15 protein-coding genes are annotated in these 17,622 nt (G+C 57.1%); 10 read left to right on the top strand and 5 right to left on the bottom strand.

Annotation, left to right across the window (positions count from 1 at the left end):
• The first annotated feature begins 120 nt into the window (after nucleotides 1-120).
• The 5 genes from ACYVDM_RS18805 to ACYVDM_RS18785 are packed head-to-tail and all read left to right on the top strand — an operon-like array spanning nucleotide 121 to nucleotide 5,140.
• Complete coding sequence (locus ACYVDM_RS18805; protein WP_415787668.1) at nucleotides 121-960, top strand: IclR family transcriptional regulator; 840 nt, start codon at nucleotides 121-123, stop codon at nucleotides 958-960.
• Nucleotides 961-985: 25 nt separating this feature from the next.
• On the top strand, nucleotides 986-2,140 hold the full coding sequence (locus ACYVDM_RS18800) for an acyl-CoA dehydrogenase family protein (protein WP_415787666.1): 1,155 nt from the start codon (nucleotides 986-988) through the stop codon (nucleotides 2,138-2,140).
• Between the two features lie 56 nt (nucleotides 2,141-2,196).
• Nucleotides 2,197-3,147: a tripartite tricarboxylate transporter substrate binding protein gene (locus tag ACYVDM_RS18795; protein ID WP_415788846.1), complete on the top strand. Its 951-nt coding sequence runs from the start codon at nucleotides 2,197-2,199 to the stop codon at nucleotides 3,145-3,147.
• 1 nt (nucleotide 3,148) lies between these two features.
• Nucleotides 3,149-4,243: a nitronate monooxygenase gene (locus ACYVDM_RS18790; protein ID WP_415787664.1), complete on the top strand. Its 1,095-nt coding sequence runs from the start codon at nucleotides 3,149-3,151 to the stop codon at nucleotides 4,241-4,243.
• 39 nt (nucleotides 4,244-4,282) lie between these two features.
• On the top strand, nucleotides 4,283-5,140 hold the full coding sequence (locus ACYVDM_RS18785) for an enoyl-CoA hydratase/isomerase family protein (protein WP_415787662.1): 858 nt from the start codon (nucleotides 4,283-4,285) through the stop codon (nucleotides 5,138-5,140).
• Nucleotides 5,141-5,245: 105 nt separating this feature from the next.
• Here ACYVDM_RS18785 and ACYVDM_RS18780 read toward each other — a convergent pair whose 3' ends face one another.
• From ACYVDM_RS18780 to ACYVDM_RS18770, 3 genes are all read right to left on the bottom strand, one after another.
• Nucleotides 5,246-6,109, bottom strand: coding sequence for a YqjF family protein (locus tag ACYVDM_RS18780; protein ID WP_415787659.1), 864 nt, complete (start codon nucleotides 6,107-6,109; stop codon nucleotides 5,246-5,248).
• Nucleotides 6,110-6,150: 41 nt separating this feature from the next.
• Complete coding sequence (locus tag ACYVDM_RS18775; RefSeq protein ID WP_415787657.1) at nucleotides 6,151-7,365, bottom strand: CaiB/BaiF CoA transferase family protein; 1,215 nt, start codon at nucleotides 7,363-7,365, stop codon at nucleotides 6,151-6,153.
• 74 nt (nucleotides 7,366-7,439) lie between these two features.
• Nucleotides 7,440-8,375 carry a hydroxymethylglutaryl-CoA lyase gene (locus ACYVDM_RS18770; RefSeq protein ID WP_415787654.1) on the bottom strand — a complete coding sequence of 312 codons (936 nt, stop codon included), beginning with the start codon at nucleotides 8,373-8,375 and terminating at the stop codon, nucleotides 7,440-7,442.
• 184 nt (nucleotides 8,376-8,559) lie between these two features.
• Here ACYVDM_RS18770 and ACYVDM_RS18765 point away from each other — a divergent pair, with 184 nt between their 5' ends.
• The 3 genes from ACYVDM_RS18765 (at nucleotide 8,560) to ACYVDM_RS18755 (ending at nucleotide 12,340) form a co-directional block, all read left to right on the top strand.
• Nucleotides 8,560-9,306, top strand: a complete 747-nt coding sequence (locus ACYVDM_RS18765) for an IclR family transcriptional regulator (RefSeq protein WP_415787652.1) — start codon at nucleotides 8,560-8,562, stop codon at nucleotides 9,304-9,306.
• 100 nt (nucleotides 9,307-9,406) lie between these two features.
• A complete protein-coding gene (gene proP, locus ACYVDM_RS18760) occupies nucleotides 9,407-10,939 on the top strand; it encodes a glycine betaine/L-proline transporter ProP (RefSeq protein WP_415787650.1) in 1,533 nt (510 codons plus the stop codon).
• A gap of 159 nt (nucleotides 10,940-11,098) precedes the next feature.
• Nucleotides 11,099-12,340 carry an MFS transporter gene (locus ACYVDM_RS18755; RefSeq protein WP_415787648.1) on the top strand — a complete coding sequence of 414 codons (1,242 nt, stop codon included), beginning with the start codon at nucleotides 11,099-11,101 and terminating at the stop codon, nucleotides 12,338-12,340.
• On the opposite strand, the gene ACYVDM_RS18750 is transcribed toward ACYVDM_RS18755, so the two are convergent.
• Together ACYVDM_RS18750 and ACYVDM_RS18745 are read right to left on the bottom strand one after the other, a co-directional pair.
• Nucleotides 12,337-13,722 carry a sensor histidine kinase gene (locus ACYVDM_RS18750; RefSeq protein ID WP_415787646.1) on the bottom strand — a complete coding sequence of 462 codons (1,386 nt, stop codon included), beginning with the start codon at nucleotides 13,720-13,722 and terminating at the stop codon, nucleotides 12,337-12,339. The genes ACYVDM_RS18755 and ACYVDM_RS18750 overlap by 4 nt on opposite strands.
• Nucleotides 13,719-14,384, bottom strand: a complete 666-nt coding sequence (locus ACYVDM_RS18745; RefSeq protein WP_415787644.1) for a response regulator — start codon at nucleotides 14,382-14,384, stop codon at nucleotides 13,719-13,721. The genes ACYVDM_RS18750 and ACYVDM_RS18745 overlap by 4 nt, the downstream gene beginning before the upstream one ends.
• 271 nt (nucleotides 14,385-14,655) lie before the next feature.
• Here ACYVDM_RS18745 and ACYVDM_RS18740 point away from each other — a divergent pair, with 271 nt between their 5' ends.
• Together ACYVDM_RS18740 and ACYVDM_RS18735 are read left to right on the top strand one after the other, a co-directional pair.
• A complete protein-coding gene (locus tag ACYVDM_RS18740; RefSeq protein WP_415787641.1) occupies nucleotides 14,656-15,420 on the top strand; it encodes a MipA/OmpV family protein in 765 nt (254 codons plus the stop codon).
• Nucleotides 15,421-15,599: 179 nt separating this feature from the next.
• Nucleotides 15,600-17,618 (top strand): alkaline phosphatase D family protein, encoded by a 2,019-nt coding sequence (locus tag ACYVDM_RS18735; RefSeq protein ID WP_415787639.1) that lies wholly within the window; start codon nucleotides 15,600-15,602, stop codon nucleotides 17,616-17,618.
• The last annotated feature ends 4 nt before the right edge of the window (nucleotides 17,619-17,622 follow it).

Here is a 17,622-nt window from a genome sequence, read left to right as displayed (position 1 = left end):
GTGAAGGACAAGTTACGTAGAACCTCTTTATGCCCGAACCTGCCGTGCGCCACAATGAAGTGTTTTGCACAGCGAAATGCTTCGATCAAATCGTTGACTGCCCATTTCAAAGGACCAATCATGTCCGCGCCTACTGAGAAAAACCGCAACGTGAACGTCATCACCCTTCCCGGCCTGGTCAACCCACATGACCTATCGTCAGACCGCCAATTCTCTATGAATCTGGCCAGAGGTCTGGAGGTACTGCGCGCGTTCTCCGCGTCGACACCATTACTCGGCAATCGCGAAATCGCGGATCGCACGGGTCTGGCAAAACCGACCGTTTCCAGATTGACATACACCCTGACGTTGTTGGGCTATCTGGCTCGCGATCCGAAGCTGCAGAAATACCGACTGGGCCCTGGCGTGCTGTCATTGGGCCACCCGTTGCTTGCCAGTATGCAGGTGCGTCAACTGGCCAAACCACTCATGGAATCACTGGCTCGCGCGACCGGCTGCACGGTGAATCTGGGAATTAGGGATCGAGGCAATGTGGTCTATATCGACTCTGTACGCGCCGATTCAGCCAACCAGCATTTGCCCGATATCGGAACCTCTCGCCCCTTGCTGCTCAGCTCAATCGGACGCGCCTTGATCCTGGCCTATCCCGCCACGGAGCGCACGGCTATTTTGAACTACCTGAAGGTGCAGAACCCGCAAGATTTCGAGCAATGCCGGGCGTTTTGGGAAGCCGATGTCAAACGGTTTACGGCCTATGGGTACTGCCATTCGCAGGGCGACTGGCAAAAAGACATACATGCCGTGGCGGTGCCGATACGGCAGCGTCCCGATGAGCCGCCGCTAGCCATGAACTGCACCATCGCGGCCCACCGCGCACAAAAAGACCGCCTTGTACACGAAGTCATACCGCTACTGAAAGAATCCGTCCACCAGTTGGAGTTTTCTCAAGGCCTGCATTGAACGATTGCCACTATCAAGGACCACCATGATTCGAAATCCCGTCAAGTTCGACACCATGCTGCAGCAAATCCGCACATTCCTGGAAACAGAGTGCAAACCGATAGAGCCGCTTGTCGATCAAACCGATGAGATCCCCGAATCTGTCGTACAGCGCATGCGCGATCTGGGCTTGTTCGGCCACAGCATTCCCGAGGAGTATGGCGGTGCAGGCCTGACGACTGAAGAACTGGCACGGGTAAACATCGAAGTCTCCCAGGTCGCCACCGCATTTCGGGCCCGTTTTGGCGGCAATACCGGCATAGCCTCCGAGTCGTTGGTGGTCGACGGTACGCCCGAACAAAAGCGCAAGTATTTGCCGTTGCTGGCGAGCGGCGAAGTCACCGGCTGCTTTGCACTCACTGAGCCCGAGGCCGGCTCTGATGCCACTGCATTACAGACTACCGCGGTGCGCGATGGAGAGTACTACGAGATCAGCGGCAAAAAATGCTTTATCACCAATGCCCCTATCGCCAATCTTTTCACGGTCTTCGCACGCACCGACCCTCAAGCCAAAGGTGCCGCCGGGATTACCGCGTTCCTGATTGAACGTGGAACGCCCGGACTCAGCACACCGCCTGCTTATCGCAAACTCGGGCAGCACGGCTCACCCGTCGGTGAGGTCATCCTTGAACGCGTTCGCGTTCATGAGAGTGCCATTATTGGCGCAAAAGAAGGTCAGGGATTCCGTACGGCGATGAAAGCGCTGAATAAGCAGCGCATCAATCTGGCCGGTTTATGTGTGGGACCCGCGCTGCGCCTGATCACAGAAATGGTGCGACAAGCACGGACTCGCAAACAATTCGGTCGACCCATCAGTGAGTTTCAGCTGGTGCAACAGATGATCGCGGAGAGCAACACCGAAGCCCATGCCGCACGCGCGCTAGTACTCGAAACTGCACGAAAACGGGATGACGGGGTGGACGTCACGCTGGAAGCCTCTATGTGCAAATTATTTGCCTCCGAAATGTGCGGACGCGTCGCTGACCGCACGGTGCAAGTGTTCGGCGGAGGCGGTTATATCGCCGACAACGTGGCGGAGCGGTTCTATCGCGACGTCCGGCTGTTCCGTCTTTATGAAGGGACTAGCCAGATTCACATCACTAATATCGCCAAGCGAACAATGGCGACCTTGGCCGTCTGAACGGTCACTACAACAACACAAAGCAAGGAGACATCATGACATTCACCAAAGCACTCATGACATGCATCATGGCCAGCACGTTGCTCACGCCCGCCATGGCGCAAACGCAGTATCCGGACAAACCCATCAAGATTATCGTCCCCTTCTCGGCAGGCGGCATTGTCGACTCGGTGGCGCGACTGATGGGCGATAAGCTATCAGTACAGTACGGTAAGCCGGTCGTGGTAGAAAACCGTACCGGCGCGGGAGGATCAATCGGAACGGACTACGTCGCGAATGCGCCAGCAGACGGATATACCCTGTTGCTTGTCAGCCCCAGTCATGCTGTTGCCCCCAGTCTGCAAAAGAGCATCACCTGGAATCCGGTACGCGACTTCAAGGCGATCGCGGGGTTTGGCATCGTCCCCAACATTATCGTGGTGCATCCCGACACGCCGGCCAAAACAATCGCCGAGTTCATCGACTTGGCGAAAAAGAGTAACCCGTCGCTGACTTACGCCACCGCAGGGGTGGGTACTTCCAACCATTTAGCAGGGGAGTTGCTGTCACAAGAGGCCAAGATTGACCTGACTCATGTGCCATACAAAGGACAAACTGACGCGCTGAATGACTTGGTATCGGGACGCGTGGACATGATGCCGTTGACGGCGGCGTTGGCCATGCCCTATATCAAAGCCAACAAGTTGCGCGGACTCGCCGTCACCACATCGGAACGCGCGAGCGCCGTTCCCGACCTGCCCACAGTGGCCGAGGCGGGCGGGTTGCCCAATTACGAAGTCGGCACCTGGTTCGGACTCGTCGCGCCCGCCGCCACGCCAGCACCGGTGATCAATAAACTGGCTGCCGACGTCGACAAAATTCTCGACATGCCAGACGTGCAAGCCAAACTTGCAACGCTGGGAATGGAGTTGGCCCCGCAATCACCGGCGGAATTTGATGCGTTCGTTGCCAAAGAGTTTGAAAAATGGGCCGAGGTCATGAAGCACGCGGACACTGGGGAAAATTAATATGTCGCGGATTCGTACGCCAATATGCGACGGGCTTGGTATTGACTATCCGATTTTTGGCTTTTCGCACGAACCGGACGTCGTGGTGGCCATTGCTCAGGCAGGCGGTTTTCCGGTACTTGGACTGGGACGAGACGCACCCGAGCAGATCCCCGCGATTGTGACCGAAGTTGAGCGCAGGCTAGACGGCCTCCCATACGGAATAGACCTTATGCTGCCCTCGAATGTGCCTCCACAAGCGGACCTGGCTGATCTGCGCGAGGCGCTTCCGAAAGAACATGTGGCGTTCGTGGAGTCGCTGCGTGAAAGCTTCGGCATCAAACCACCAAGCAAGCCCAGTTTTTTTACCTCTCAGGCACGATCCGAAGCCCTCTTCGAAGCGCAGATCGATGCGGTGCTCAACTCGAATGCTCGCGCCATCGCCACAGCCATCGGTTTACGATCCGCGTTGATTCAAGAAGCCAAACGGCGAGACAAACTCACCATCTCACTGGTGGGCTCTGTCAAACACGCCAGAAAAGCCCTGTCGATGGGTGTTGACGTGTTGGTGGCACAAGGCTACGACGCGGGCGGCCACACAGGTTCCGTTGGGACGATGTCGCTACTGCCGCAAATCATCGCGGTCGCCGAAGGCAAACCTGTACTTGCCGCCGGCGGCATTGCCACCGGCGCGCAGATATTGGGTTGCATTGGGATGGGCGCCGAAGGGGCATGGCTCGGCACACTGTGGATGGCTGCCCGCGAAAACCATACGCCAAAATCACTGTTGAATCGGTTGATTGCCAGCGCCAGTGAAGACACCGTCATATCGCGGGCTCACAGCGGCAAACCCTGCAGAGTCGTGCGTAGTGACTGGATTGATGCCTGGGCCGCCGACGCCGCACCCGACCCGCTGGGTATGCCTTTTCAACAGGTACTCACGGGTGACGTCTTTGCATCCATTCATGAACACGATGATGCACGTCTCATTTATGAGGCTGCAGGTCAGAGCGTATTCGGAATCGAAGACGAAACGTGCGTGGCCGATCAAATGCACAAACTCGTCCATGACATGAATTCAGCCTGGACACGTGTCCGTTCGCTGTCGGACGATTAAGTCGCAGCGCATCGCCATCAACGCAGGAGTGGTCTCATCATGAATCTACCGGGTTTCCTAGCGTCCTCCCTCAATATCGAAGGAGAAATCGCTGAGTTCGTTCATACGATGCCGACGTCGCGCAACGCGATGTCCGGCGATTTGCGTATGGACTATGCCCGTATGCTAAAGGAGATCGAGGCCAACGAATCGATACGGATACTCATTCTACGTGGTGATGGCGGCAGTTTCTGCGCTGGCGGAGACCTGAACGAAATGGTAAGCCGCGTGGATGATCCCACCCAGGGGGCACCCACTGCCACCCGCCACCGCATCAACAGCACAATGCCATGGCTGCGCCGTCTATTGGAACTCGATGTCATCGTTATCGCAGCCATCGACGGCCCCGCCGCCGGGGCGGGTTTTAGCCTGGCACTACACGCCGACTTTGTATTGGCTTCGGCGCAAGCAAAGTTCAGTATGTCATTCCCGCGCGTCGGGGCGGTGCCCGATTTTGGGGCCCACTATCTATTGCCGCGGATCGTTGGCTTGAGCGCTGCGCGTGGCATTCTACTTACTGGACGCACGATTGACGCGAACGAGGCCAAAGCGCTAGGAATAGTCCATGAGATTCATACTGCTGAAACCCTGGCAAAGGGAGCCCAGGATCTAGCCAGGCAGATTCTTCTAGGCCCCAACGATGCTCTGGCTATGAGTAAACGAATGTTGAATCTAAGTTTCGACGTGGATTACGGCACGCTATCGAATATGGAAGCCTTATCCCAAGCGGTAGCCATGTCGACCTCATATCATCGCGATGCCATCGTGCGTTTCCAGAATAAACAAACCCCGCTGTACAACTGGGACCGCGATAGACCTGCGTCCGTTCTAAATGCGCCTTCAAAAAGTACCGATTAGAACGGCATCATTATCTTCAACGAGGCTCGCTGACAGTTGAGCTGTGATGAGGACTGGCATCCATCAACCACGGGTCAACCATGGCGCACGGCCTGCTGTATTCGCCTAGGTAGACAATAATCGTTCCGAGATAGCCTCAAAACGCACACGCTCCACCACAAAGCAAAAGGGGTCCGAGACAGGCTGCAATTCAGGCAAGAGTGAGCATGTCATCGATGCTGCCTGGCAAAGCGAGGCAGGCAAGACATTCGAAACCTCGATTGGCAATCGTATTTCCGCATAGGCTAATTGCCCGGTGTCCTCGGTGATTGCGACTGCCGCATCTTGGCATGCCAAGAACGATACTGCTTCATTCCACGACTCGAACACACTCGAGAACGCTTCATTCAAAGACCTATCGCCACCGACTCGGACTGAGGCGCTCAAAGCGGGGGAACTCCCATCGCCCGGCTGGATCTCGGTATGTATTTGATCCAGATGTCTACGATGCACAAATTTTTCGGGAAGATGCGTCGGCAAGGCATCACTAAAAAGCCGAGTTGCCGCAGCGTAAGCGAAACTGCTGATGATATTCTTTAGAAACCATACGGTGCGCGCGGCCCCCGCGCTATCAGGCGACGTATCAAGATAGAGACGCCAATTGCTCTGGCGTGGTGACGGGAAAGATTGTCTCGCGAAGCCCATCACCGATGGGCCAAAGTGAACGTGTTGATACGAGAGCACGGTAAACGGCGTCAACCCATTACGCTGCCAAAGCGATACCCCTTTGGGGACAAAGGCCTCCGCGGCCTGAACAGGCACCAGCCAAGTCAAATACACGACGTCCCGTACATCACTAGATAGCTTGAGGAACGGAATTCGCGACATCAGGGCGCGACGGATACGTGCAAGCTGGCTGTTATTGAAAATAACTTCAACAACCCGTCCAAACCAACCTGATTGAGGATGCTTGTAAGTATTCGATCTCATGTGATTGATTGGAAGCCCCTCCTAACGGCCGTACATCGCATTTACACGGGCTCTACCGATGGTCGGGCTTGCGTGATGCCCCTGGCTTTCATCGCCTGAACGTCGTCATCGGAATAACCGAGCTCGCGCAGCAACGCATCAGTATGCTCACCGATGTGCGGCGGTTGCAGACGCAATGGAGGCTGCTCGCCATTCAAGCTCATCGGCATCAACGGCACATGGGAGGACTGTCCATCCGGCAGCGTAATCGGCGCCAGGCCGCCTGTAGCCAAGAGATGCGGATCGTCAAACAATTGTTCCGGTCGCGTGATCGGCGCGAAGGGCAGCCCTTCTTTTTCGAACACGGCGGCCAATTGTGCCGCTGATGTATCGGCAAGTCGCTCTCGTAGTCTGGGCATCAACCACTCTCGTGCCCGTACACGATCATTGTTTGTCTTGAGCCGGGGATCCGCGAACCAATCTGCCAGATCGAATGCGCGGCAGAATATTTCCCATTGTTTATCACTGACCACCGCAAGGAAAATCTGTTCGCCCTCTTTGACCGTGAACACGTCATAAATGGCCCATGCGGAAATACGGCTGGGCATCGGGGCCGCGGCGCGACCCGTCACCGCATACTGCATCATGTGCTGGGCAACCAGAAAGACATTGTTTTCGAACAATGATGCCTGCACCTCCATGCCCTCATGGGTGCGTTCACGTTGTGCCAGCGCCGCCATAGCGCCCATCGCGCCAAACATGCCACCCATGATGTCATTGACGCTGGTGCCCGCGCGCAATGGGTCGCCCGGGCGGCCCGTCATGTAAGCCAATCCGCCCATCATTTGCACCACCTCATCCAAGGCGGTGCGATGCTCGTAGGGGCCCGGTAAAAATCCCTTGTGACTCACGTAGATGATTTTCGGGTTACGAGCTTTCAACGCCGCAAACCCCAAGCCGAGTTTCTCCATCACGCCAGACTTGAAGTTCTCGCTGACGATGTCGGCCGTGTCGATCAAACGTAATGCAGCCTCTTTGCCTTCTGGCTGCTTCAGGTCCAACACAATGCTCTTCTTGTTCCGATTGAACATCGGAAAAAAGCCCGCGCCGGAACCCAGTAATTTGCGTGTGGTATCGCCACCGACCGGTTCGACCTTGATGACCTCGGCGCCCAGATCCGCCAGCAGCATGCCGCAGGTAGGCCCCATGACCATATGGGTAAATTCGACGACGCGAATGCCTGCATAGGGCAAGCGAGAATTGGCGTTACTGGACATGTTCTGGTTGATCTCGATGAGTTTGATGACGTATTCGTCGTAACGTATGAGGCTCGGTAGCGCCTACCCGCACACTAGGGCTGCTGCGCAAAGCCTTTCGGCAGACCGGCATCGGGGGTCATGCCGTACAGCGCCTCGCCCGGCAATCCAACGGCGAGCGGCTCACGCGCCGCAACGATCTTGGCAAGATCAATGCCCGTACGCACGCCCATCGCCTCGAACATAAAGACCAGATCTTCTGTCACCACGTTGCCCGACGCGCCAGGCGCATAGGGACATCCTCCCAATCCCCCCAGCGAACTATCAAACGTACGAACGCCTTCGTCCCAGGCAGCCAGGCAATTCGCTAGCCCCAGGCCACGTGTATTGTGCATATGCGCGGCGCCGGCATGCTCGCCCAGTTCTTGGCGCAAGCGACGAAACAACCGACGCACCTGAGCCGGATTCGCGTAACCCACGGTATCCGATAGGCCAGACTCGTTGGCGCCCGCCTGCACACACAATGTGGCCAGTCGAATCACATCGTCCTCGGCCACCTCGCCCTGCAACGTACACCCAAACGCCGTGGATATGCCGGCTTCGAGCTTGACCGCAGGCGCCAGCTCGTCTCGCAGACGAGCAATCGCACGTACCTCTTCTACCATGTCCTCTGGTGTCTTGCGTACATTGGCCAGCGAATGGGCCCGACTGGCAGACACCGGCATCGTCAACTTGTGTGCACCAGCCGCTAACGCGGCTTGCGCCCCGCGAAGGTTTGGGACCAGCGCCATGACGGTCACATTCGGATGCCTCGTTGCGTACTTGACGACCTCCGCCGCATCCGCCATCTGCGGCAACAAACGCGCGGGTACGAATGAGGCGACCTCGATCTCTCGGACGCCTGCCGCAACCAGGGCATCAATCCACTTGAACTTGTCAGCGGTGGACATCGTCGCTTTCACGGATTGCAAGCCGTCCCGGGGGCCAACTTCGCTGATCAATACATCGGGCTGGGAGGAATGATTCAACATTCGGGCCTCATTCTCTAATTCTGTTAGATAGAACATAGTGCTTTATAATGAAACGACAATATAAACCAAGTTTGCCGTATGCTAAGGCATATCATTAAGGGAAGTCGTAAATTTCCATGATCACTCATTCGCCATTCGTTCTGTAGGATAGAATTCTCGAGATCATTCAAAAGCAGAAAGCAAGATGCCTCGTAAAGCAATGATCGAATCAGTGGCTGACGCCGACGCGGCACAAGGCGGCGTCGCCGCCGTTGATCGGGCGCTTAGCCTGATGGCCGTGTTCACCCACAATGACCACGCGCTGTCATTGCGCGAGTTGGCGGAACGAACACGCCTGTACAAAAGCACAATCCTACGTCTCTTGGCGTCCCTGGAACATGCTCACTGGATTCAACGGCTGGATGACGGGCGCTATGCACTCGGGCCGGAGGTGGCGCGATTGCACGGCGTGTATTCGGCGTCATTCTCTCTTGATCGTGTAGTGATCCCCGTACTGCGCGAGCTCGTCGCCACAACCGGAGAGAGCGCCGCATATCACGTACGCCAAGGGAACGCCAGACTTTGTCTATATCGTGTCGACTCGCCGCATCCTGTCCGCGACCATATTCGTGCAGGCGATTTGCTGCCTCTGGAGCGCGGCACCGGTGGTCGTATATTGACGGCATTCGACGACATCCTGGGTACCGCGCCCGGCCCGGATCAAGCGCTGTATCAAAAAATTCGCCGTGATGGCTACTACGCAGCGGTGGGAGATCGACTCGCCGAAGTCGCCGGCATCTCTGCGCCAGTGTTCTCCGTGTCCGGTGCGATCGCAGCCGCCGTGACCTTAACCGTGCCGGCGCATCGTTACGATCTTAACCATATCGCGGCAGTCACGCGCGCGGCCAACCAGCTCTGCGCTCGCGTGGACGGAAAGCGACAGCTGCCTTAAAGCGTACGCGTACACAGCAAGAGATCAGAAGTAGAATCCGTAATTGTGCGACGCTATCGATCACCATTCTCTTGCCTTGCCCGTCACGGAAAGCAGATTTATGACTCAGCCAGCCGCAGCATCATCCGACGCCCGACCGCTACAGATCGGTGACATCACCGTCATCGATGATAGCAAGCTTAAAAAGGCCGTCACGGCCGCCGCACTTGGCAACGCCATGGAGTGGTTCGATTTTGGCGTTTATGGTTTTGTCGCCTTCGCGTTAGGCAAAGTCTTTTTCCCCAGCGCCTCGCCCGCTGTGCAGACGATTGCGGCACTCGGTACGTTTTCGGTGCCCTTTCTGGTTCGGCCGCTAGGCGGAGTCTTCTTCGGCGTGATGGGCGACCGCTTTGGGCGACAAAAGGTCCTGTCGCTGACCATCATCATCATGGCGATCAGCACCTTCTGCATCGGGCTGATTCCTTCTTATGCAGCCATCGGCCTGTGGGCCCCCATCCTGTTGTTGCTCTGCAAGCTCGCCCAAGGTTTTTCTGTGGGCGGCGAGTACACGGGTGCTGCGATCTTCGTCGCGGAGTATGCGCCAGACCGACGGCGCGGATTCCTGGGAAGTTGGCTGGATTTTGGCTCGATCGCCGGTTTTGTCCTGGGTGCCGGCCTGGTGGTACTGCTGCAAACCCTCTTGGATTCTGCATCCTTTCTGGATTGGGGCTGGCGCATTCCCTTCTTTATAGCCGGGCCACTGGGGTTACTAGGGCTGTACTTGCGTCACGCTGCCGAGGAAACCCCCGCTTTTACTCAGCAACTCGAAAAAATGGAGAAGGAAGACCGCGACGCCATCAAAGAACGCCCCACTGTCTCTTTCGTCGAGATTTTCTCCAAATACCGCAAGGCGCTCCTGGTCTGCATCGGTATGGTTCTGGTGACCAATATCACCTATTACATGCTACTGACGTACATGCCGACCTACCTGTCCAGCAGTCTGGGCTACTCCGAGGATCACGGCGTACTCATCATCGTCGTCGTCATGATAGGTATGCTATTCGTGCAACCCGTCGTGGGTTTCTTTAGCGACAAATTCGGCCGCAGACCCTTTTTACTGATAGGTAGCCTGGGCTTATTAGTATGCTCGATACCCGCTTATCGTCTCGTCGGCAGCGACAACATTGCGCTGATTTTCCTGGGCCTACTGTTGATCGCCATTTTTTTGAACTGCCTGACCGGCATCATGGCATCAACACTGCCCGCACTCTTTCCCACACGCATTCGCTACAGCGCGCTGGCCAGTTCTTTTAATATCGCAATCATCATCGCCGGTCTGACGCCGACCGTGGCCGCTTGGCTGGTCGCGCAAACCGGCAGCTTGATGTTGCCCGCCTATTATCTGATCGGGGCGGCGATCATCGGATTAATCACCTCTTTCTATCTGCCCGAGACGGCAAACCGGCCGATGCGTGGAGATACTCCGACCGCCTCCAATCTTCGTGAAGCCAAAGTGCTATTGCAGCAAGCCTACGAGCACATTGAACTGACGGTACAAGGCATTGACGGCGAGATTCAGGAACTGGAAGAGCAAATCGAGGCGCTTAAGCAACGACGCCAACGCCTGACGGATCGACACCCGGAGTTAACGTAAAGCGTCTGGGATAACGCCCGCCACCGCTCGACACCCGACTTGACGACAGCGACCGCTCACTCGCCGGGAGTATGATCGAAGCGGAGAAGAGGCAACCCGGCGCCGGGGGCGATACCGTTCGCCCCATCATCACTCCACAAAAACAGCATCGTAGACGCAATGACCCGTGCAGCACCTCCTTGGCTAATGCCCGTAGCGGCAATTTTTACCCTACAAACCATCTCGTCATTTCTCAATCGGCTGGTTCCCATTCTTGCCCCGGCCATGTCGAAAGATTTCGGGTGGAGCGGCAGCTTCATTGGATATCTGACCGCCAGCGCGTCTCTGGGCGGGTTGGCGATTTTGGTAGCGGGCTCCGCGATGCTGAAGCAGTTTGGCGGCATGCGTATGTTGCAGTGGACGCTGGTAGCTGGCGCCGCTTGTATGGCGTGGCTGCTGGTTCCCAGTTTCAGCGTCGCCATCATCGCATGTTTTGTGATGGGCTCAAGCGTTGGCGCGGCAAACCCGGCGGGTAGCGAGGTCTTGCAACGGTATTCGCCGCCCAGTATGCGCAACCTGATGTTCTCCATTAAACAAGCCGGCGTGCCCCTGGGCGGCGTGATCGCAGGACTACTGGTGCCCGCATTGGTGGTATTCGCGGGGTGGCGAGTCGCCCTGTTCTTATGCGGCCTGATCGTGGTAATACCCACGATCATGACCTGGCGGGCCAGTTCTCGCCTGGATGAGCTCCCCGAGAAGCAAGATCACTTCTTTCATTTCCCGACGCGACAGTCGCTACGGACCTTGAGCGTGCCTCTGGCCTCATTACGTCACAGCCGCGGCCTGACTCAGATATCCATCGTTGGGGGGTTGTTTGCCGTGTGCCAGAGCTGCTGGTTCACCTTCACCGTAATCTATCTGGTCGATCGACTGGACTACTCCCTGGGATTGGCCGGCATGGTGTTTGCCGTGATGCAAGCCGGCGGGGTGGTGGGCCGCATCCTGCTGGGTTGGCTGTCTGATCACTTCCGCTCAGCGAACGTGACTCTGTCCATCGCCGCCATCCTCTCGGCCATTACCACGGCCCTTTTGGGATTGACGAGCCCGCAGTGGCCGCTATGGTCCATTATTGTTCTGGCATTTGTCGCAGGCTCTTCGGCTGCGAGCTGGAATGGCGTACAGATTGCAGAAGTCGCACGGCGATCCCCTTCGCATCTGATCTCAGAAACGGCGGCCGGATCCAGCATCCTGGTGAACCTGATGAATATGGTAGCCCCGACGGCGATTGCGGCGTTTGTGGCCATCAGCGGACGCTATGACTATGCCTTCATCTGCGCCGGCGCATGCTCGCTGCTTGTACTGGTATTTTTACCGCGTGACCGACGCAGTGGCGCTCGCGCACCGCAAACTCCTTCGCGCTAAATATTTCGTTTGGCTGCAGCCAAGCGCAACGTGACGCCTAGTCCTTTTCCCTCTATGCCAGGCCCGACCTCCAGGTCCGCACCGTGCAAACGCGCAATGCGCGCCACTAGCGACAGGCCAATGCCGCTTCCGTGGCCCGTTGCTCGAGGCATGCGGTAGAAACGATCCAGAATACGATGGCGGTATTCCTGCGGCACGCCAGGACCGTCATCCTGCACCGCCAGCCGAACGTAGCCCGGCATCGGGTCCGGTCCGCACACGACACGAATATTGCCTCCAATGTCACCATAGCGCGTCGCATTATCCAACAGGTTGCGCAGCAAAATGCCCAGCGTATCCAAATGCCCCAATACGAAACCAGGCTGAAGGTCCTCGGTCAACGTCTGGCTGCGTGAAGCCACGCGCTGCCGATAATCTTTAACGACCGTGTGTGCCACGGACGCCAGATCGATACGCGTTGCGGCCTCGTTCAGGCCCGTCGATTCCAACCTCGCCATGTCCAGCAACTGCTCGGCGATACGAGCGCTGCGTTGCGTGGCAAGGTTGATCTGCCGAACCGAATGATGAATCTCATCAAGATCCTGACTGCGTAGCGCATTCTCGGCCTGTAGCGAGAGCACGGCCAATGGCGTACGCAACTCATGGGCGGCATCCTGCAAGAAGCGGCGCTCGTTTTCAACCGCCGCCTCTACCCGACTCAATTGCTGATTAAACGACTCCACCAACGGCTTGATCTCGTCGGGCAAATCCTGGGTGGCCAGTGGATCGAGATCCAGGGGGTGACGCCGGCGCAAGAGCGTCGACAGTCGCAAAACGGGCGTAAACGCAACATAGGTAATCGCCCAAGCCACAGCGGCAAGCGGCAGAAACAACGCCGCCAGAAAAAGAAATGCATTCTGCATGCGGTGACTCAGTTCCTGCTGCAGGGCCGCAAGGGATTTTCCAACTTGGACCTGGATGAGGCCATCGGCATCGGACACAGCATACGTGCGCCAAGATTCGCCATTGATCATACTGGTAGCGAAGCCATCCTGGTAGGACGCAATAAACGGCTGCGAAGGTGAATTCGGTGAGTGCAGCAATAACCGGCCATTGGCAAGCGAATAGACTTGTATTTCCAAATTGGCGTCGTTTTCTACCGAAGGTGCTGGGCTTGCCAGGCGATAGCCTCGCGGCAGCGCCACGTCCTCGAGCCCTTGAGGCAAGGACTCCAATGCCGTAAATCCGGCGCGCTGAAGGCTGATATCCCATTCGCCGGTACGCTCACGCGTGCGATCACGCTGAACCCAGGTAAGCAAAATGACCCAGGCAATCAACACCGTGATCAGCATGCCCAGCAGCAAGCGCCATCGCAATGAGTTTTGCGTAGGTACGCGACTCATGCGGGCATACCCTTTATGCGGTAACCGTAGCCGTGTACCGTCTCGATCAGATCGTCACCTAGCTTGCGCCGCAATTGATGGATATAAACGGCAACCGTATTGCTGCCCGTCGCGCCGCTATCACCATAGACCGCACTTTCCAGCGCCGCACGGGACACCGCTCTACCGCCACGTTCTACCAGGGCAAGCAAGGTCCGATACTCGAGCGAGCTCAGCGCAACGGGCTCGCCTGCGTGAATGACACGTTGATTGGCGGGCTCCACCGTCACGTCCCCCACGATCAGGATAGGGGCCACGCGCCCCTTGCTGCGGCGCACGGTCGCGCGCGCACGCGCCAGCAATTCATCGATCTGGAAAGGTTTGACGAGATAATCGTCCGCCCCGGCGTCGAGCCCGGCGATCCGCTCGCTCAGACGGTCTCGGGCCGTCATGATGATCACCGGCGTCGTGTCATAGCGGCTGCGCAACTGCGACAGAATGCCCATGCCGGATCCCCCTGGCAAGCCCAGATCCAGCAGTATCAGTTCGTAATCATGGTCGACCAGCGCCGTTTGGGCCAATCGTGCGTCGGCCGCGATATCCACGCTAGCCCCTTCGCGGCTGAGCGCCAGTTTAAGCGCATCAGCCAGCATAGCGTCGTCTTCGACCAGAAGTGTGCGCATAGGAGTATGTCCTTTTTCAATGCGCGCCATTATTCCGCGAACAGATTAAGTCGAGTTTAACGGTCACAGGTCTCATGAATACGAGCATCGTGGCCACAAGGGGCGAAAGCAGAAGACGACGGAAATGACATGCAGCGAAGCCGCTGCGTGCTGGCGCCCGACACCGGATCACCAAGTTCTTAAAAAAATCCTAAAACTGTCTAGGCAGTATAGCGGCTGAAATCAGGTCGCCGCCCATGCGGCAAATGACTACGGAATACAAGGAATACCCATGCAAGCAGTCACAAAGGCACGCTACGCAGTCTCTCTGGCACTGTTCGCGAGCGCGGGACCAGCCATCGCCGAAGGAACGAATTTCATCGGGGTAGGCGTAGGTTACGTCCCCAACTATGCCGGCTCCGACGAGTACCGGGTTGTCCCGACGCCGTTGATCAACTATCGATCCGGAAACTTCTTTGTTACACCTCGTGCTGGTTTGCCGGCCATGGGGTTGAGCTTTGAGCTCGCACCCGACCTCGAAGCCGGTGTGTTTGTCGGTCTGGAACTCGGTCGGGATTCGGACGATTCAGATCGTACTCGCGGCATGGACGACATCGATTTTCATGGCGCGTATGGTGCATTTGTAGAATGGACACCGGGCCGCTACTCGCTGGGAGCCGCCTATCGTCAGGCAGCCAAATCCGGTTATGGCGGCGCACTGGAACTGCGTACATCCTATGCCGTCGTGCAAACAGAACAGCAACAACTGCGGCTCGGTGTCAGCACGGAATGGGCCAACAGCAACGATATGCAGACGTGGTATGGCGTGAGCACATCCGACGCCGCGCGCAGCCGTGAGCATCTTTCTCCCTACACGGCCTCATCAGGATTCAAGTCTGCGGCGCTATTCGCCAGCTGGAAATACGACCTGAACAAAGACTGGATCGTCATGAGCACGGTGGGCGTGAGTACCGTGCTTGGCGACGCGCGCGACAGCCCGCTGACGGAACGCAAGACAAACCTCTTTGGCACGATGGGCGTGGCTTACCGCTTCTGACGCACGTTAAGTCAGAGGCGGCCTACACCGCCGCCCTATCGTCAAGCTGTCACACCGCTGCAATGCTCCGATGCGGTAATACCGACGCTCCAGGTGATCTATGACGTTCACGTCGTGGCTTGCCTGGTCCCGCTACGCCGGTAATTCCATCGGCGCATTTCATTGGGGCAGACTTGGACATGGATCGCAGAAAATTCCTCAAATGGGGCAGCTTCCTCACCATTTCCACCGCTGCCGCGGGTTTGGCTGGCTGTAGCAACAGTGATGACGATGATGACAGCGATACTGGCGATGGCGGCAATGCCGGTCCGATTCAATATCCCCAAGGGGTCGCCTCAGGCGATCCCCGCCCTGACAGTGTCATCCTCTGGACACGTGCGATAGGCGAGGATGCCACCGCGGTTTCTGTCCGAGTGCAGGTGGCAAGCGAGGAAAACTTCACGCAGCTCCTGGTCGATGAATTGGTCAGTGCCGAACCCGACTGGGATCATACGGTACGTCACAAGGTGATCGGTCTGGATGCGGGAACCGACTACTACTATCGCTTCGTGTCGGGCGACAGCATCAGCCCCGTAGGCAGAACGCGTACTGCCCCCTTGGAAAACGCTGACGTTGCACAGCTAAAGTTCGCGTTCATCTCCTGTCAGGATTGGAGCGTGAATCATTGGGCCGCCTTTGACGAGTTGCTCACTCAAGATCTGGACTTTGTGGTGCACCTGGGTGACTACGTCTACGAGACCGTCTCCGCTGATTTCCAGAGTGGCGCGGTAGAAAGCGCGCACGCGCCGCTGACATTGCCCGATGGCACGGTCCGCGACGATGGCGCGACATATGCGACAACGTTGGCAGACTATCGGACCTTGTATCGCAGCTATCGATCCGATCCGCGGTTACAGGCACTGCATGCGCGTTTTCCGGTTATCGGTATCTGGGACGATCACGAATTTTCGGATGACTGCTGGCAAGATCGGCAAACCTACGAAACCACGGATGATGAGACTCGGCACACGCCGCGTCGGCGTAGCGCGAGCCAAGCCTGGTTCGAATTCATGCCTGCCGACGTTTCGCTGGATCTGGAGAACCCGTCTTTCGATAATATCCAGATTTATCGCGCGTTTCGCTTTGGAACATTGGCGACATTGTTGATGACGGATGAGCGCCTTTATCGCGCGGATCACATCATTCCCGAGCAACAGGTTGGTAGCGATATTGGTAGCAGATACTTTGTTCCCAAGAGCTTGCTGTCGCAGGTCGAAGCGCAGAAGATGGCTAACGCCGGCGGTCAGTTGGGACCGGTGTCTATCCTGGGCGATACGCAGAGGGGTTGGTGGAAGACCCAATTACGTTCCAGCACCACAACGTGGAATCTTTGGGGCAACGAAGTGTCGTTGCTGCGCATGCAGTTTAACGGCACACTGGCCGTGGCGGGTTTGCTGGCGCAAGGATTGGTTGCAGCCATCCCCGCGCTGGCGCCCCTGGTCCCTGAGATAGCAAAGGCACTGGCGCAAGACCTGGCGAATGCCGATCATAGTAGTGGAAAGCCGGTGACCGACTATCCCGCTTTATCTGCCGTGCTCGGCCAGGCGGGTATTCCTGCGGCCGTCGTGGCCAGTCAGATCAAGCCGCTATTGGATGCGCAATTACCCCCCTCGCTGCTGTTGGATGAATATCTGCTCAACGCGGACCAATGGGATGGCTATAACGCCGAACGTAAAGACCTGATGGCCTTTGTAAGAGATACGGGCATTCGCAATCTGGTGGCACTGACTGGCGACATTCATGCGTTCTTTGCGGGGCCTGTGATGGACGATTACGATGCAAATCATCCACAGCCAATCATGGTTGATCTGGTAACGGCAGGTATCTCCAGCAACTCATTTTTTAGCTATTTCAAGAGCGTGGTCGACAACGACCCGACGTTTCAGGTCGCTAAGCCACTAATCTATACCGAAGAAAATGGCGTGGTCGTCAATACCTTCAACGACACATTGAGGCAGTTCAATGCGGATTGGCTGCGCTATATCGATACCGATGCACAGGGCTTCGCGACGGTGACGTTGACGGCGGCCAAGTTGAGCTGCGTCTTCAACAAGCTAAAGCCGCTGGACGGCGGGCAGGCACCCGCAACGCCCGCGGTGGCATCACAAACGTTGTTGACGGTAACCGCCGGCACGCCTGGTGTGACGCTGGGAGCATAGCCGC

It is taken from the genome of Bordetella tumulicola (assembly GCF_054779135.1).
This window is presented reverse-complemented; position numbering and strand designations above follow the sequence as displayed.